The 15,343-nt window shown below is 72.4% G+C and carries 13 protein-coding genes; 12 read left to right on the top strand and 1 reads right to left on the bottom strand.

The window, feature by feature from the left end:
* Nucleotides 1-278: 278 nt before the first annotated feature.
* Nucleotides 279-1,760: a rifampin monooxygenase gene (gene rox, locus MTQ01_RS18075; RefSeq protein WP_247491607.1), complete on the top strand. Its 1,482-nt coding sequence runs from the start codon at nt 279-281 to the stop codon at nt 1,758-1,760.
* Nucleotides 1,761-2,138: 378 nt separating this feature from the next.
* Complete coding sequence (locus tag MTQ01_RS18070) at nt 2,139-3,611, top strand: FAD-dependent monooxygenase (RefSeq protein WP_247491606.1); 1,473 nt, start codon at nt 2,139-2,141, stop codon at nt 3,609-3,611.
* A 78-nt stretch (nt 3,612-3,689) separates the two neighbouring features.
* On the opposite strand, the gene MTQ01_RS18065 is transcribed toward MTQ01_RS18070, so the two are convergent.
* On the bottom strand, nt 3,690-4,295 hold the full coding sequence (locus tag MTQ01_RS18065) for a dihydrofolate reductase family protein (protein WP_247491605.1): 606 nt from the start codon (nt 4,293-4,295) through the stop codon (nt 3,690-3,692).
* Between the two features lie 230 nt (nt 4,296-4,525).
* On the opposite strand from MTQ01_RS18065, the gene argC reads away from it, so the two are divergent.
* From argC to MTQ01_RS18015, 10 genes are all read left to right on the top strand, one after another.
* The gene (argC, locus tag MTQ01_RS18060; RefSeq protein WP_247491604.1) at nt 4,526-5,554 is read left to right on the top strand and encodes an N-acetyl-gamma-glutamyl-phosphate reductase; all 1,029 of its coding nucleotides are present in this window, start codon (nt 4,526-4,528) and stop codon (nt 5,552-5,554) included.
* Nucleotides 5,551-6,702 (top strand): bifunctional glutamate N-acetyltransferase/amino-acid acetyltransferase ArgJ, encoded by a 1,152-nt coding sequence (gene argJ, locus MTQ01_RS18055; protein WP_247491603.1) that lies wholly within the window; start codon nt 5,551-5,553, stop codon nt 6,700-6,702. Before argC ends, argJ begins: the two co-directional genes overlap by 4 nt.
* Nucleotides 6,699-7,703 (top strand): acetylglutamate kinase, encoded by a 1,005-nt coding sequence (gene argB, locus MTQ01_RS18050; protein ID WP_247491602.1) that lies wholly within the window; start codon nt 6,699-6,701, stop codon nt 7,701-7,703. The genes argJ and argB overlap by 4 nt, the downstream gene beginning before the upstream one ends.
* Entirely contained in the window at nt 7,700-9,016 is a 1,317-nt protein-coding gene (locus MTQ01_RS18045) for an acetylornithine transaminase (protein ID WP_282613800.1), read from the top strand. Before argB ends, MTQ01_RS18045 begins: the two co-directional genes overlap by 4 nt.
* Before the next feature lie 2 nt (nt 9,017-9,018).
* Nucleotides 9,019-9,546: an arginine repressor gene (locus MTQ01_RS18040; RefSeq protein WP_247491601.1), complete on the top strand. Its 528-nt coding sequence runs from the start codon at nt 9,019-9,021 to the stop codon at nt 9,544-9,546.
* A 146-nt stretch (nt 9,547-9,692) separates the two neighbouring features.
* Nucleotides 9,693-10,568, top strand: a complete 876-nt coding sequence (locus MTQ01_RS18035) for a M23 family metallopeptidase (RefSeq protein ID WP_247491599.1) — start codon at nt 9,693-9,695, stop codon at nt 10,566-10,568.
* A 170-nt stretch (nt 10,569-10,738) separates the two neighbouring features.
* Entirely contained in the window at nt 10,739-11,116 is a 378-nt protein-coding gene (locus tag MTQ01_RS18030; RefSeq protein ID WP_247491598.1) for a DUF488 domain-containing protein, read from the top strand.
* A 247-nt stretch (nt 11,117-11,363) separates the two neighbouring features.
* Nucleotides 11,364-12,560, top strand: a complete 1,197-nt coding sequence (locus MTQ01_RS18025) for an argininosuccinate synthase (RefSeq protein WP_247491597.1) — start codon at nt 11,364-11,366, stop codon at nt 12,558-12,560.
* A gap of 118 nt (nt 12,561-12,678) precedes the next feature.
* Entirely contained in the window at nt 12,679-14,121 is a 1,443-nt protein-coding gene (gene argH, locus MTQ01_RS18020; RefSeq protein WP_247491596.1) for an argininosuccinate lyase, read from the top strand.
* A 140-nt stretch (nt 14,122-14,261) separates the two neighbouring features.
* The gene (locus tag MTQ01_RS18015) at nt 14,262-15,233 is read left to right on the top strand and encodes an aldo/keto reductase (protein WP_247491595.1); all 972 of its coding nucleotides are present in this window, start codon (nt 14,262-14,264) and stop codon (nt 15,231-15,233) included.
* Nucleotides 15,234-15,343: the final 110 nt, after the last annotated feature.

The raw sequence follows: 15,343 nt of genomic DNA, 5'->3' as shown, positions 1-15,343 counted from the left end.
CACGTTCCCGCCGCGGCCCCGCTGCCCTCGATGCGGCGGGACCGGTTGAGGCGGGGCGGACCGGGCGGACCGGGCGGAACACCGCGGGCTCCGGCGGGTCGCGCCCGTAACGCATCCGGGGGCGTGAGTCCAGAGGTGTTGCCACTGTCCGCACCAATTGCGCGAGGTCTTGTCGAGGTGCCCCGTCGGCGGCGCAGAATCTCGGCCATGCTCGACGCCCGCGCGGCCGACAGCCGCAGCGGGCGGCGACGTCGACATCGTCAGTGGGTGGGGGATTCATGTTCGATGTGATCGTGGTCGGGAGCGGGCCCACGGGGCTGATGCTCGCGGGGGAGCTGCGCCTGCACGGGGCAGACGTCCTGGTGCTGGACAAGGAGCACGAGCCGACCGCTGAAGTGCGCGCGCCGGGTCTGCACGCGCGCAGCGCCGAGGTGCTGGACCAGCGGGGTCTGCTGGAGAAGTTCCTGGAGGTCGGCCAACAGGTGAGGACCGGCGGCGTGTTCGCCGGGCTGGGCAAGGAGTGGCCCGAGGGGCTGGACACCGCGCACTCCTACGTCCTGGCAGTGCCGCAACCGGTCACCGAGCGACTGCTGACCGAGCACGCGGTCGGACTGGGAGTCGAGCTGCGCCGCGGCCGGCGGGTGGTCGGGCTGATGCAGGACGCCGAGGGAGTGACCGTCGAACTGTCCGGACCCGGTGAGGACAGCCGGTCCGGCCCCGCCCCCGGCGCGCGCTCCGGCGCCGGGAGCACGCGGCTGCGGGCGCGGTACGTGGTGGGGTGCGACGGCGGGCGCAGTACGGTCCGCAAGCTGCTGGGCGTCGACTTCCCCGGCGAACCCAGCCGGGTCGAGACCCTGTTGGCCGAGGTGTCGCTGACCGCCTCCCCGCAGGAGCTGGCCGAGGTGATGGCGAAGGTCCGCAGGACCGAGCTGAAGTTCGGCGCGATGCCGGTGGGCGAAGGGGTCCACCGGGTCGTCGTGCCCGCGGACGGTGTCGCCGAGGACCGCAGCGTCCCGCCGACGCTGGAGGATCTGCGGAGTCAGCTGCGGGCGTACGGGGGTACGGACTTCGGGGCGCATTCGCCGAGGTGGATCTCTCGTTTCGGTGATGCGACGAGGCTGGCGGAGCGTTATCGGGTGGGGCGGGTGCTGTTGGCGGGCGATGCCGCGCACATCCATCCGCCGGCCGGCGGCCAGGGCCTCAACCTCGGTCTCCAGGACGCCTTCAACCTCGGCTGGAAACTCGCCGCCACCGTCGGCGGCTGGGCACCCGACGGTCTGCTGGACACCTACGAAAGCGAGCGTCGGCCGGTCGCCGCGGACGTGCTGGACAACACCCGGGCCCAGACCCTGCTGATGTCCACCGGTCCCGGAGCGTTGGCGCTGCGTGCGCTGATGTCCCGGCTGATGGAGTTCGACGAGGTCAACCGCCATCTGATCGAGATGGTGACGGCCCTGTCCACCCGCTACGACATCGACGGGGGCCACGAGCTGGTCGGCCGCCGGCTGAAGGACATCCCGCTCAAGGCGGGCAGGTTGTACGGGCAGTTGCACGCGGGCCGCGGTCTGCTGCTCGACCAGACCGGTCGGCTCTCGGCCGCGGGATGGCACAGTCGGGTGGACCAACTGGCCGACACCAGCGAGGAGTTGGACGCTCCGGCCGTACTGCTGCGCCCCGACGGGCATGTGGCCTGGGTCGGCGAGGACCAGGCGGAGCTGCGGGACCGGCTCGCCCGCTGGTTCGGCGCCCCGACCCACTGACCCGCCGCCGGTCCGCGGCGAAGGCGCCGCTCGGCCCGTGCACCCGCCCGCTCGCACCGGCGGCTGCGCGGGCCGTCGGCATGCTCGGACACCGGCGGGCCGCGACCGGCGTGCGGGGCCTGGGGAAGCGTGCCCGTGAAACACCGAAGGCAAGGAGCGCGCGCTCCTTGCCACTCTCAACGTATAGCGCACAGGGGGGCTTGCGGCAAGGCCCCCTGTGCGGCGCAGAATCGTCGCTCCAAAGCCGGTAACCGCGCATTCGCACCCTTGTGACGAATGCGTGTTCTGCCATGCTCTGTCGCAGGTTCGACCGGTGTCCGTGTACGAGGTTCCGGGGCGCCCCTTCGAGGGCTCCGCGGAGCCCGGGGTGGGGGTTCGATGTACGACGTGATCGTGATCGGCTGCGGGCCGACCGGTCTGATGCTGGCCGCGGAGCTGCGACTGCGCGGTCGCCGGGTGCTGGTGCTGGAGAGGCTGGCCGAGCCGACGGGGGAGGTGCGCGCGCTCGGACTCCATGTGCGCAGCATCGAGATCATGGACCAGCGCGGGCTGTTGGAGAAGTTCCTCGCCGAGGGGACGCAGCACCGTGTGGGCGGGATGTTCGCCGGGATCGGCAGCCACTGGCCGGCGGATCTGGACACCGCGCACTCCTATGTGCTGGGCATCCAGCAGCCCGCCACCGAGCGGCTGCTGCTGGAGCACGCGCTGGGCCTCGGCGTCGAGATCCGCCGCGGCAGCGAGGTCATCGGCGTCGAGCAGGACGCGGAGGCGGTCACCGTCGAGCTGTCCGGTGCGGACGCCGCGCGGGGCCCGGGCGCCGGGAGCACCCGGCTGCGGGCGCGGTACGCGGTGGGGTGCGACGGTGGGCGCAGTACGGTCCGCAAGCTGCTGGGCGTCGGCTTCCCCGGCGAACCCAGCCGCGTCGAGTCGCTGTTGAGCGAGATCCGGCTGACCGCGACGCCGCAGGAGCTGGAGGCGGTGACGGCCGAGGTGCGCAAGACCGAGCGGCGCTTCGGCGGCATGCCGCTCGCGGACGGGTCGTACCGCTTCCTGGTGCCGGCCGAGGGCGTCGCCGAGGACCGCAGCGTCCCGCCGACGCTGGAGGAGTTCCAACGTCAGTTGCGGGCGTACGGGGGGACGGACTTCGGGGCGCATTCGCCGAAATGGATCTCTCGTTTCGGCGATGCGACGAGGCTGGCGGAGCGCTACCGGGTGGGCCGGGTGCTGTTGGCGGGCGACGCCGCGCACATCCACCCGCCGACGGGCGGCCAGGGCCTCAACCTCGGTCTCCAGGACGCCTTCAACCTCGGCTGGAAACTCGCCTCGGTCCTCGGACACCGGACGCCCGAGAGCCTGTTGGACACCTACGAGAGCGAACGCCGTCCCGTCGCGGAAGCCGTCCTGGACAACACCCGGGCGCAGATGCACCTGATGTCGCAGGACGCCGGTGCGCGCGCGGTGCGCCGACTCCTCGTCGAGCTGGCCGGGTTCGAGGAGGTCAACCGGTATCTGATCGAGAAGATCACCGCCCTCGGGATCCGCTACGACCTCGGCGGCGGGCACGAGTCGGTCGGTCTGCGGCTGCGCGACCGGCCGCTCGGGAGCGGCCGGCTGTACGGGCTGATGCACTCCGGGCGCGGGCTGCTGCTCGACCCGGCCGGCAGTCTGTCGGCGGCGGGCTGGGAGGGCCGGGTGGACCATGTGGTGGACCCGTGCGCGGATTTGGGCGCGCCCGCCGTACTGCTGCGGCCCGACGGGTACGTCGCCTGGGCCGGCGAGGACCGCTCGGAGCTGCACTCCCGGCTGACCCGCTGGTTCGGCGCCCCCGACCGGGCCGACCGGGCCGGCTGACGCACACGCAGCCGCCCCGCCCGTCGGCCCCGCGCGTCCGTCACGCGCGCCAAACCCGCCCGTCGGCCCGCGCGTCCGTCACGCGGGGCCGCCGAGCGGCGGGTGTTCGAGCACCCGGGGCGCGTACTCGACGAGCTGGATGCCGCCCTCGAAGGTGCGGTGGTCGGTCATGTCGAGCGCGACGTCCGGATAGCCGTCGTAGATGCGTTCCGAGCCCGTGGTGCCGGTGATGACGGGGAACATCACGACCCGGAAGCGGTCGACGAGCCCGGCGCGCAACAGGGACCGGCACAGGCTCAGGCTGCCGATCGTGCTGAGGAGGCCGGTGCCGCTCGACTTCATGGCACGGACCGCCTCGACGGCGTCGTCACGGACCAGCGTGGAGTTGGCCCAGGTCAGCGGCGCCTCCAGCGAGGAGGAGAAGACCACCTTGGCCGCCCGGGTGAGCCCGTCGACGGACTCCTCCTCCTCGGGCCTGAACTCGTCCTGGCCGTCCGGGACCTCGCCCGCGGCGAAGCCCGACATCAGCCGGTAGGTGTTCGCCCCCATCAGGTGGGTGGGCTCCGGCTGTTCGCCGAGCCACGCGAGGTACTCCGGGCTCTCCAGGCCCCAGAATCCGGGCCAGCCCTCTCCCGAGGCACAGCCGTCGAGCGAGGTGATGAAGTCGACGAGAAGCTCCGACATGGTGGTGTCCTTTCCCGAGGTGTCGGCTGTACGGACCGGAGGGCAGCCGGAAACTCATCGGCGGCCCTCCTCCGCACGCGAGGAACCGCTGCCGCCTTCCCCGCCCGCCGTGGACCGCCCGCGGGCCGGGGCAGGCACGCTCTGCCGCGCAGCCCCGTGTCACCTGCTGAGATGTCGATTGCATAGAAGTGCATCGCTTCGTATAGTCATGCTGTCTCAAGGGAGGAACGATGACGGTACGTGTAGCGGTGGCGGGGGCGAGCGGGTACGCGGGCGGTGAGCTGCTGCGTCTGCTCGTCCAGCATCCGCGGGTGGAGATCGGGGCGCTGACCGCCGGGTCCAACGCGGGGCAGCGACTGGGTGCGCTGCAACCGCAGCTGCGACCTCTCGCAGACCGAGTGCTGGAGCCCACCACCGCGGAGGTGCTGGCGGGGCACGACGCGGTCTTCCTCGCCCTGCCGCACGGCCGGTCCGCCGAGCTCGCGGCTCTGCTCGACGAGCGGACGCTGATCGTCGACTGCGGCGCCGACTTCCGGCTGGTCGACGCAGGCGCCTGGCAGCGCTGGTACGACACCCCGCACGCCGGCACCTGGCCGTACGGACTGCCCGAACTGCCCGGCGCGCGCGAGGAGTTGCGCGGCGCCAGACGCATCGCCGTGCCGGGTTGCTACCCGACCGCCGTGACGCTCGCCCTGGCCCCCGCCCACGCGGCCGGGCTGGTCGAGCCGGAGGCCGTGGTCGTCGCGGCGACCGGCACCTCCGGGGCGGGCAAAGCGCTCAAACCGCATCTGCTGGGCAGCGAGGTGATGGGTTCGATGAGCCCCTACGGCGTCGGCGGTGTGCATCGGCACACCCCGGAGATGGCACAGAACCTCTCCGCGGCGGCAGGCCGGCCGGTGAGCGTCTCCTTCACCCCCACCCTCGCGCCGATGTCCCGCGGGATCCTCGCCACCAGCAGCGCCAAGGCGCTGCCCGGCCTCACCGCCGACCGGCTGCGCGAGACGTACGAGAAGGCGTACGCCGACGAGCCGTTCGTCGAGCTGCTGCCGCCGGGCCAGTGGCCGTCCACCGCGGCGGTGTACGGCTCCAACTCGGTGCTGCTCCAGGTCGCCCACGACCCGGACGCGGATCGGGTCGTCGTCGTCAGCGCCGTCGACAACCTCACCAAGGGCACCGCGGGCGGCGCGGTGCAGAGCATGAACCTCGCCCTCGGACTCCCCGAGGAGCTCGGACTTCCCACGATCGGAGTGGCACCGTGAGCGTGACCGCGGCGAAGGGATTCACGGCAGCGGGCATCGCCGCCGGGATCAAGGAGAACGGCAACCCGGACCTGGCCCTGGTGGTCAACGGCGGGCCGCGCCTGGACGCCGCAGGGGTCTTCACCAGCAACCGCGTCAAGGCGGCGCCGGTGCTCTGGTCCGAGCAGGTGCTGCGCGGCGGGCAGGTGTCCGCGGTCGTCCTCAACTCCGGTGGCGCCAACGCCTGTACGGGTGCGCCCGGCTTCCAGGACACCCACGCGACCGCCGAGCGGGTCGCCGGGGCGCTGGGGCACAGCCCGGCCGAGGTGGCCGTCGCCTCCACCGGGCTGATCGGACTGCGGCTGCCGATGGACAGCCTGCTGACCGGTGTCGACGCCGCGGCCCGCTCGCTCTCCCCGCACGGCGGCGAGAAGGCCGCCATCGCCATCAAGACCACCGACAGCGTGCACAAGACCGCGGTCGTCGAGGCGGACGGCTACACGGTGGGCGGCATGGCCAAGGGCGCCGGCATGCTGGCCCCCGGACTCGCCACCATGCTCGTCGTGCTCACCACCGACGCCGAGGTCCCGGCCGCCGAGCTGGACTCCGCGCTGCGCGCCGCCACCCGCACCACCTTCGACCGGGTGGACTCCGACGGCTGCATGTCCACCAACGACACGGTGCTGCTGCTGGCCTCCGGTGCTTCTCAAGTCCGCCCGGAGCAGGACGAGTTCGCCGAGGCGGTGCGCGCCCTCTGCGCGGATCTGGCGCTCCAGCTCGTACGGGACGCCGAGGGCGCCTCCAAGGACATCCGGATCGAGGTGGTCGGCGCCGCGAGCGAGGACGAGGCCGTCGAGGTCGGCCGCTCGATCGCCCGCAACAACCTGCTCAAATGCGCGCTGCACGGCGAGGACCCCAACTGGGGCCGCGTACTGTCCGCGATCGGCACCACCTCGGCGACCTTCGACCCGGACGAGCTGAACGTGGCCATCAACGACGTCTGGGTCTGCCGCAAGGGGCAGGTGGGGGAGGACCGTTCGCTGGTGGACATGCGCTACCGGGAGGTGCGCATCACCGCCGACCTGGCCGCGGGCCAGGAGACCGCGGTGATCTGGACCAACGATCTGACCGCCGACTACGTCCACGAGAACAGCGCGTACTCCTCATGAGCACCCGAGCCCACACCGCCCTGCCCAAGGCCCGCACGCTCATCGAGGCGCTGCCCTGGCTGACCCGCCATCACGGCCGCACCGTCGTCGTCAAGTTCGGCGGCAACGCCATGATCGACGAGGAGCTGAAGGCCGCCTTCGCCCAGGACGTCGTCTTTCTGCGCCACGCGGGCCTGCGCCCGGTCGTCGTGCACGGCGGCGGACCCCAGATCAGCGCCCAGCTCGACCGGCTCGGGATGGAGTCGGAGTTCAAGGCCGGGCTGCGGGTGACCACGCCGGAGATGATGGACGTCGTACGGATGGTGCTGGCCGGGCAGGTGCAGCGCGAGCTGGTCGGCCTCCTGAACCAGCACGGCCCCCTCGCGGTCGGCATGACGGGTGAGGACGCCCATCTCTTCGCGGCGACACGGCGGTTCGCCGACATCGACGGCGAGCGCGTGGACATCGGCCGGGTCGGCGACATCGCCGAGATCGACACCGGCGCCGTCGAGGCACTGCTGGACGACGGCCGCATCCCGGTCATCTCCTCCATCGCCCGCAGCGCCGACGAGCCCGCGGGTTCCGCCGGACCCGGCGTCTACAACGTCAACGCCGACACGGCCGCCGCCGCGCTCGCCGCAGCACTGGGTGCCGAGACGCTGATGGTCCTCACCGACGTCGAGGGGCTGTACGCGGACTGGCCGCACAGCGACGACGTCATCAGCAGGCTGACCGTGAGCGAGCTGGACCGCCTCCTCCCGGAGTTGGCCAGCGGCATGGTGCCGAAGATGGAGGGCTGCCGGTACGCGGTGCGGCACGGTGTGCGCACCGCCCGCGTGATCGACGGGCGGGTGCCGCACAGCATCCTGCTGGAGATCTTCACCGACGAGGGCATCGGCACGATGGTGGTGCCGGACGACCCCGGCGGCCCGGAGGACGCCCCGAGTCCGCCGGCTCCGCCCGGCACCGGGGGAAGCCGGCACCACGGGAAGACCGAAGCGACCGAGGGGGACCGGGCATGACGTCCGCACACCGGGCAACCGACGCACGCACCGCGACCGGCCGGGGCCAGGAGCCCGCCGCCGTTGCGCAGACGCCCACCACCGCCGTAGCGCCGACGCCTGCCGGCAACGCAGGCACCGCGGGCAACGGGGCGCTCACCGCCCGCTGGCAGGGCGCGTTGATGAACAACTACGGCACTCCGCGGCTGCCGCTCGCCCGGGGCGAGGGCGCGCGGCTGTGGGACGCCGAGGGCAGGGAGTACCTGGACTTCGTCGGCGGGATCGCCGTCAACTCGCTCGGCACCGGCCACCCGGCGGTGGTGCGCGCCGTCACCGAGCAGGTCGCCCTGCTCGGACATGTCTCCAACCTCTTCGTCGCCGAGCCCCCGGTAGCGCTCGCCGAACGGCTGCTGGAACTCGCCGGCCGCCCGGGCGCCGTCTACTTCGGCAACTCCGGGGCGGAGGCGCTGGAGGCGGCGTTCAAGATCGGCCGCCGCACCGGCCGGACCCACATGGTCGCCACCGAGGGCGGCTTCCACGGCCGCACCATGGGTGCGCTCGCGCTGACCGGACAACCGGCCAAGCAGCAGCCGTTCCTGCCGCTGCCCGGCGAGGTGACGCATGTGCCCTACGGGGACGTCGAGGCGCTGCGCGCGGCGATCACCGAGGAGACCGCGATGTTCGTGGTCGAGCCCGTGCAGGGGGAGAACGGAGTCGTCCTCCCGCCGCCGGGCTACCTGGCCGCGGCCCGGGAGATCACCGCCGCCGCCGGTGCCCTGCTGGTGGTCGACGAGGTGCAGACCGGGATCGGCCGCACCGGGCACTGGTTCGCGAGCCTGGCGCAGGGCGTGGAGGCGGACGTCATCACCCTCGCCAAGGGGCTGGGCGGCGGGCTGCCGATCGGCGCCGTACTCGCCTTCGGCCCGGCCGCCGGCCTGCTGGGCCCCGGTGAGCACGGTTCGACCTTCGGCGGGAACCCGGTCTCCTGCGCAGCGGCGCTCGCCGTGCTGGAGACCATCGAGCGCGAAGGGCTGCTGGCGCACGTACAGCGGCTGGGCGCCCGGCTGAAGGAGTCGGTGCACGCCCTCGGCCACCCGCTGGTCGACCAAGTGCGCGGCGAGGGACTGCTGCTGGGTATCGTGCTCACCGAGCCGGTGGCGCCGCAGGCGCAGCAAGCGGCTCAGGATTCGGGCTTCCTGGTCAACGCCGTCGCACCGCACGTTCTGCGGCTCGCCCCTCCGCTGATCCTCGGCGTGGAGGAGGCGGATGCGCTCGTCCGGGCACTGCCCGCGGTCCTGGACACAGTGCACCGCAGCCAACGAGCCGGAGAGTGACGATGACCGAAGGGCAGACCGTCGGGCCCGCCGTGCCCCAGACGCGTACCGCGCGCCACCGCCGCATCGTGGACATCCTGGGACGCCAACTGGTGCGCTCCCAGAGCCAGTTGGCCAAGCTGCTGCTGGACGACGGCCTTTCGGTCACCCAGGCCACGCTCTCCCGCGACCTCGACGAGCTGGGGGCGGTGAAGATCCGCAACTCCCAGGGCGAGCTGATCTACGCAGTACCGAGCGAGGGCGGTTTCCGTACGCCCCGGGCGCCGCTGGGGGAGTCCGCCACCGAGGGCCGGCTGTCCCGTCTGGCGGCCGAACTCCTCATCTCCGCCGAGGCGTCGGCGAATCTGGTGGTGCTCCGTACGCCTCCGGGGGCGGCGCAGTTCCTCGCCTCGGCGGTGGACGCGGCGGAGCTCTTCGAGATCATCGGCACCATCGCCGGGGACGACACCCTGCTGCTGATCAGCCGCGATCCGAGCGGCGGTCAGGAGCTGGCGGACCACATGCTGCGTCTCGCCCAGAAGGAGCGCTGACCAGCGGGGAAGGACGCGGCGCGGAGTGTGCGGGGGCGAGGCGGCGGAGTGTGGCGCTCCGGTTGGGGTGGTTGCGGGACGGCCTTCCGCGGGAAAGCGGATTCGGCTAGCTTTCACCTTCCGCGGTCCCCACACCGGAGGTTGTCATGCCCACATCGGAGTCTTCGTCGGGTGAGTTCGTCCTCAGCAGACGAGGTCTGCTGCGCGGGTCCGCCGCGGTGACGACCACCGCGGCGCTCGCGGTCGGCGGTGTCTTCGCCGCGACGCGCAACGCCGCCGCCGTACAGACCGCCTCCGACTTCTACCACCCCTTCACCGGCTACCCCGTGACGGGAACCTGGCAGGACCACATCGGACGCGGATCGCTCGGCGGCATCGACTTCGGCATGGGCGTGGGCACCGGGCTCCCGGCCTGCGGCGGCGGAGTCGTCACCAACATCCCCGAGAACGGGACCGGCGGCCACACCGTGACGATCGCGCACGACAACGGCTACCGCACCCAGTACATGCACCTTTCGCAGTTCGTCCTGGACAACGGCACAAGGGTGGCCGCCGGTGCGATCGTCGGGCTCTCCGGCGGCGAACCGGGCGCCCCGGGCTCGGGCGAATCGACCGGCCCCCATCTGCACTGGCACATGATCAACCCGAACGGCACCCGCATCAACCCGGTCGAGTACGTCGGCGGGGGCGGCGGGAAGCTGCCCAAGACCGGCACGGAGCAGGACGGGGTGCCCGGGGTCATCTTCTGGCAGCGAGCCCAGAAGTGGCTGTCCCTCGAAGCCGGCTACACCGGTCCCGTCGACGGCGCCCCCGGCAAGGGCACCTACTCCGCGCTCCAGCGCGCACTGCGCGACGGCTGGGGCTACACCGGTCCCATCGACGGCGTGCCCGGCGCCGCCACCTACTCCGCGCTCCAGCGGCTGGCCGCCGAACACGGCTACACCGGCCCGATCGACGGCGCGATGGGGGCCAACTCCTGGCGCGGAGTCGCGCGCTTCCTCAACCAGGACCGCTGGGACTGACCGCGTACGGAGCCTCCGCGGCGGCCGTCCACTCCCCGGGGAGTGGACGGCCGCCGTCCGCCGCCGGTCGACGCGGTACGCACCGGGATTCGTGCGGTCGGTTCCGGGCGCGGCTCGTGCGGGCCTTCGTCGGTCCGGCAGGTTCCGGCGGCGGGCCCTAGCCTCGTGGTATGAGGAGAGAACCGCGGGTGCGCAGGGTCTACGACCGCCGCGAGACAGCCGACGGCCGGCGGGTTCTGGTGGACCGGCTCTGGCCGCGGGGCCTGTCCAAGGAGGCCGCGGCGCTGGACGAGTGGGCCAAGGACGTCGCGCCCAGCCCGGAGCTGCGCCGCTGGTACGGCCACCGGGTGGACCGCTACCCGGAGTTCGCCCGCAGATACCGTGCCGAGCTGGAGACGGCGCGGGCCCGCGAGGCGGTCGAGCGTCTCGCGGAGCTGGCGCAGGACGGTCCGCTCACCCTGCTCACCGCGACCAAGGATCTGGAGCACGCCCACACCGCCGTACTCGCGGACGTGCTGCACCACCGCGACGGCGACCTCCCGGGCTGACCGCCACCACGGCGCCACCCGCACCGCGAACCCGCGCGGTCACACCCGCCGCACCCGCACCGCGCACCGGTTCGCGCCGCTGACCCGCGTGGCCCACGCGAACCCGCTGCCCGTCGGCACTCCCTGTCCGGGCGCCGTATCCGCCGTCCGCAGGCTGTTATACCCCTCTTCATCAGGCGCTTTGACGTTCCATACGAGTCGATGCATACTTATACCTGTCACCGCATGGATCGTAAGGAGCAACACCGTGACCGAGCGCGTCGTACTTGCCTACTCCGGTGGCCTGGACACCTCCGTCTGCATCGGCTGGATCGCCGAGGAGACGGGAGCCGAGGTCATCGCCGTCGCCGTGGATGTCGGCCAGGGCGGCGAGGACCTCGATGTGATCCGCAAGCGTGCGCTCGCCTGCGGCGCGGTGGAGGCCGAAGTCGCCGACGCCAAGGACGAGTTCGCCGAGGAGTACTGCCTCCCCGCGATCAAGGCCAACGCGCTCTACATGGACAAGTACCCGCTGGTCTCCGCGCTCTCGCGGCCGACCATCGTCAAGCACCTGGTCGCCGCCGCCGAGAAGCACGGCGCGAGCACGGTCGCGCACGGCTGCACCGGCAAGGGCAACGACCAGGTCCGCTTCGAGGCCGGCATCCAGTCCCTCGCCCCGCAGCTCAAGTGCATCGCGCCGGTCCGGGACTACGCCATGACCCGGGACAAGGCCATCGCGTTCTGCGAGGACAAGGGCCTGCCGATCGCCACCACCAAGAAGTCGCCCTACTCCATCGACCAGAACGTCTTCGGGCGCGCGGTGGAGACCGGCTTCCTGGAGGACATCTGGAACGCCCCGATCGAGGACCTCTACGAGTACACCTCCAACCCGGCCACCGCCCAGGAGTCTGACGAGGTCGTCATCGCCTTCGAGAAGGGCGTGCCCGTCGCGATCGACGGCCGCCCGGTCACCGTCCTCCAGGCGATCCAGCAGCTCAACGAGCGCGCCGGCGCCCAGGGCATCGGCCGGATCGACATGGTCGAGGACCGCCTGGTGGGCATCAAGTCCCGCGAGGTGTACGAGGCCCCGGGCGCCATCGCGCTGATCACCGCGCACCAGGAGCTGGAGGCGGTCACCGTCGAGCGCGAGCTGGCCCGCTACAAGCGGCAGGTGGAGCTGCGCTGGACCGAGCTGGTCTACGACGGCCTGTGGTTCTCGCCGCTCAAGCGCGCGCTGGACGGCTTCGTCGCCGAGGCGAACGAGCACGTCACCGGTGAGATCCGGATGACGCTCCAGGGCGGTCGGGCCACCGTCACCGGCCGGCGTTCCGCCCAGTCGCTGTACGACTTCAACCTCGCCACCTACGACACCGGTGACACCTTCGACCAGTCGATGTCCAAGGGCTTCATCGAGATCTTCGGCCTGTCGAGCAAGATCGCCGCCAAGCGGGATCTGGCACAGTAAGTCCCGCGGCCCGCGCCGCACTTCGCAACTCACGACAGCAACGCCCGTACAGGGCCTCGGCCGTCTCCCCCGCGAGCAGGGGAGGCGGCCGACACTCATCCACGAGGAGCACAGCGAGATGACAGAGGCACCCCGGCCCGGCGGCGAGGGCGACGTACGGCTGTGGGGCGGCCGTTTCGCGGACGGGCCCTCCGAGGCACTGGAGCGGCTGAGCGCCTCGGTCCACTTCGACTGGCGTCTGGCCCCCTACGACATCGCCGGATCCCGGGCGCACGCCAAGGTCCTGCGCAAGGCCGGGCTGCTCACCGAGGACGAGCTGGCCCGTATGCACGAGGGTCTGGACCGGCTCGCCGCGGACGTCGCCGACGGGTCCTTCACCGGCACCGTCGCCGACGAGGACGTCCACACCGCCCTGGAGCGCGGCCTGCTGGAGCGCGTCGGCCCCGACCTCGGCGGCAAGCTGCGCGCCGGGCGCTCGCGCAACGACCAGGTGGCGACCCTCTTCCGGATGTATCTGCGCGACCACGCGCGGATCGTCGGCGGTCTGCTCGCCGACCTCCAGCAGGCCCTGGTCGGCCTCGCCGAGGCGCACCCCGACGTCGCGATGCCCGGCCGCACCCACCTCCAGCACGCGCAGCCGGTGCTCTTCGCCCACCATGTCCTCGCCCACGCACAGGCGTTGGGCCGCAACGGCGAGCGGCTGCGCCAGTGGGACGAGCGCACCGCCGTCTCGCCCTACGGCTCCGGTGCGCTCGCCGGTTCCTCGCTCGGCCTCGACCCGGAGGCGGTCGCCGCCGACCTCGGCTTCGAGCGCGGCTCGGTGGGGAACTCCATCGACGGAACGGCCTCGCGCGACTTCGTCGCCGAGTTCGCGTTCGTCACGGCGATGATCGGGGTCGACCTCTCCAGGATCGCCGAGGAAGTGATCATCTGGAACACCAAGGAGTTCTCCTTCGTCACCCTCCACGACGCGTTCTCCACCGGCTCCTCGATCATGCCGCAGAAGAAGAACCCGGACATCGCCGAGCTGGCGCGCGGCAAGTCCGGCCGGCTGATCGGCAATCTGACCGGACTGCTCGCCACCCTCAAGGCGCTCCCGCTCGCCTACAACCGCGACCTCCAGGAGGACAAGGAGCCGGTCTTCGACTCCTGCGACCAACTCGAGGTGCTGCTCCCGGCGTTCACCGGGATGATGGCGACCCTCACGGTGAACGCGGAGCGGATGGCGGAGCTGGCGCCGGCCGGCTTCTCGCTGGCCACCGACATCGCCGAGTGGCTGGTGCGGCGGGGAGTGCCCTTCCGCGTCGCGCACGAGGTGGCGGGGGAGTGCGTCAAGGTCTGCGAGGCGGAGGGGATCGAGCTGGACGGGCTGAGCGACGAGCAGTTCGCGAAGATCTCGCCGCATCTGACCCCCGAGGTCCGCACGGTGCTGAACGTTCCGGGCGCGCTGGCCTCCCGCAGCGGCCGCGGAGGCACGGCCCCGGCCGCGGTCGCCGTGCAGTTGGAGGAGGTCAGGGCGGAGCTCGCCGTCCAGCGCCGGTGGGCCGACCAGGTGCGGTAGCGGCGGCCCGCCCCCGCCGGGACCCGCGCAGCCGTGCCCGCCGGTCCCGGCGGCACCGGTCCCGGCGGGCGGACCCCGGTGGAGCGGCGCGGTTACGGTGGAGTGAGTCAGCCGTCCACGCCGTCCCACCGGAGTACGCGATGCCGCTGTCCCGACTCGCCGAAGCCACCACGCCCACCGCACAGATCGGGCTCGGGCTGGCGGCCCTGGGCAGACCCGGCTATCTGAACCTCGGCCGCGACCGCGACCTTCCCGACGACCGCTCGCCCGACGCCCTGCGCGCCCGTACCCACCAGCTGCTGGACGCGGCGTACGCGCAGGGCGTCCGCTACGTCGACACCGCACGCAGCTACGGACGGGCGGAGGAGTTCCTCGGCCAGTGGCTCGCCGACCGTCCCGAGGCGCGGGACGTGGTGGTCGGCAGCAAATGGGGCTACGCCTACACCGCGAACTGGCGGGTGGTCGCCGATGTGCACGAGGTCAAGGAGCACTCGGCCGCGATGTGTACGACGCAGTACGCGGAGAGCGTCGAACTCCTCGGCGGCCGACCGGACTTGTACCAGGTGCACTCCGTCACCCCGGACAGTCCGGTGCTCACCGACGCGGCCCTCCAGGAGCGGCTGGCGGAGCAGGCCGCCGACGGTGTCTCGGTCGGGCTGTCGGTCAGCGGGCCGCGGCAGGCGGAGGCGGTGCGTGCCGCACTGCGCGTCGCGCCCGGGGGAGAGCGGCTGTTCCGCAGCGTCCAGGCGACCTGCAACCTGCTGGAGTCCTCGGTCGGCGAGGCGCTGGCCGAAGCGCACGAGGCGGGGCTGTACGTCATCGTCAAGGAGGCGATGGCCAACGGCAGGCTCGCTCCCGAGGCCGCTCCCGCCGCGCTGCACCGCGTCGCCGAGGAGTGCGGCGCCACCACCGACGCGGTGGCGATGGCGGCGATGCTCCACCGGCCCTGGGTCACGACGGTGCTGTCGGGGGCCGTCACCACCGAGCAGCTGTTCGCCAACCTGCACGCGGTCACGGTCGACCTCGACGACGAACAGCTGGCCGCACTCACGGAGTTGGCCGAGGAGCCGGAGGCCTACTGGCAGACGCGCGCCGCTCTGCCCTGGCACTGAGCCCAGCACCCCGACTGCACTGCCCTCGCCCGCGCTGCCCCCGACCGCGCTGCCCCTGAGCACCTCACGGACCCCCGCGGCCGTACGGGCCGACGCGCCGTGGCGGCAGC

Origin of the sequence: Streptomyces sp. XM4193 (assembly GCF_023072595.1) — a bacterium.
Classification (GTDB): Bacteria; Actinomycetota; Actinomycetes; order Streptomycetales; family Streptomycetaceae; genus Streptomyces.
The sequence above is the reverse complement of the archived record's forward strand: the minus strand, read 5'-3'. Positions and strand labels throughout refer to the sequence as shown.

What these genes read in the sequence shown, in the direction of transcription:
- argC (WP_247491604.1), top strand. Translation starts at nt 4,526, where the DNA reads ATGACGGTACGTGTAGCGGTGGCGGGGGCGAGCGGGTACGCGGGCGGT.
- argB (WP_247491602.1), top strand. Translation starts at nt 6,699, where the DNA reads ATGAGCACCCGAGCCCACACCGCCCTGCCCAAGGCCCGCACGCTCATC.
- rox (WP_247491607.1), top strand. Translation starts at nt 279, where the DNA reads ATGTTCGATGTGATCGTGGTCGGGAGCGGGCCCACGGGGCTGATGCTC.
- MTQ01_RS18040 (WP_247491601.1), top strand. Translation starts at nt 9,019, where the DNA reads ATGACCGAAGGGCAGACCGTCGGGCCCGCCGTGCCCCAGACGCGTACC.
- MTQ01_RS18045 (WP_282613800.1), top strand. Translation starts at nt 7,700, where the DNA reads ATGACGTCCGCACACCGGGCAACCGACGCACGCACCGCGACCGGCCGG.
- MTQ01_RS18070 (WP_247491606.1), top strand. Translation starts at nt 2,139, where the DNA reads ATGTACGACGTGATCGTGATCGGCTGCGGGCCGACCGGTCTGATGCTG.
- MTQ01_RS18065 (WP_247491605.1), bottom strand. Translation starts at nt 4,295, where the DNA reads ATGTCGGAGCTTCTCGTCGACTTCATCACCTCGCTCGACGGCTGTGCC.
- argH (WP_247491596.1), top strand. Translation starts at nt 12,679, where the DNA reads ATGACAGAGGCACCCCGGCCCGGCGGCGAGGGCGACGTACGGCTGTGG.
- MTQ01_RS18035 (WP_247491599.1), top strand. Translation starts at nt 9,693, where the DNA reads ATGCCCACATCGGAGTCTTCGTCGGGTGAGTTCGTCCTCAGCAGACGA.
- MTQ01_RS18030 (WP_247491598.1), top strand. Translation starts at nt 10,739, where the DNA reads ATGAGGAGAGAACCGCGGGTGCGCAGGGTCTACGACCGCCGCGAGACA.
- MTQ01_RS18015 (WP_247491595.1), top strand. Translation starts at nt 14,262, where the DNA reads ATGCCGCTGTCCCGACTCGCCGAAGCCACCACGCCCACCGCACAGATC.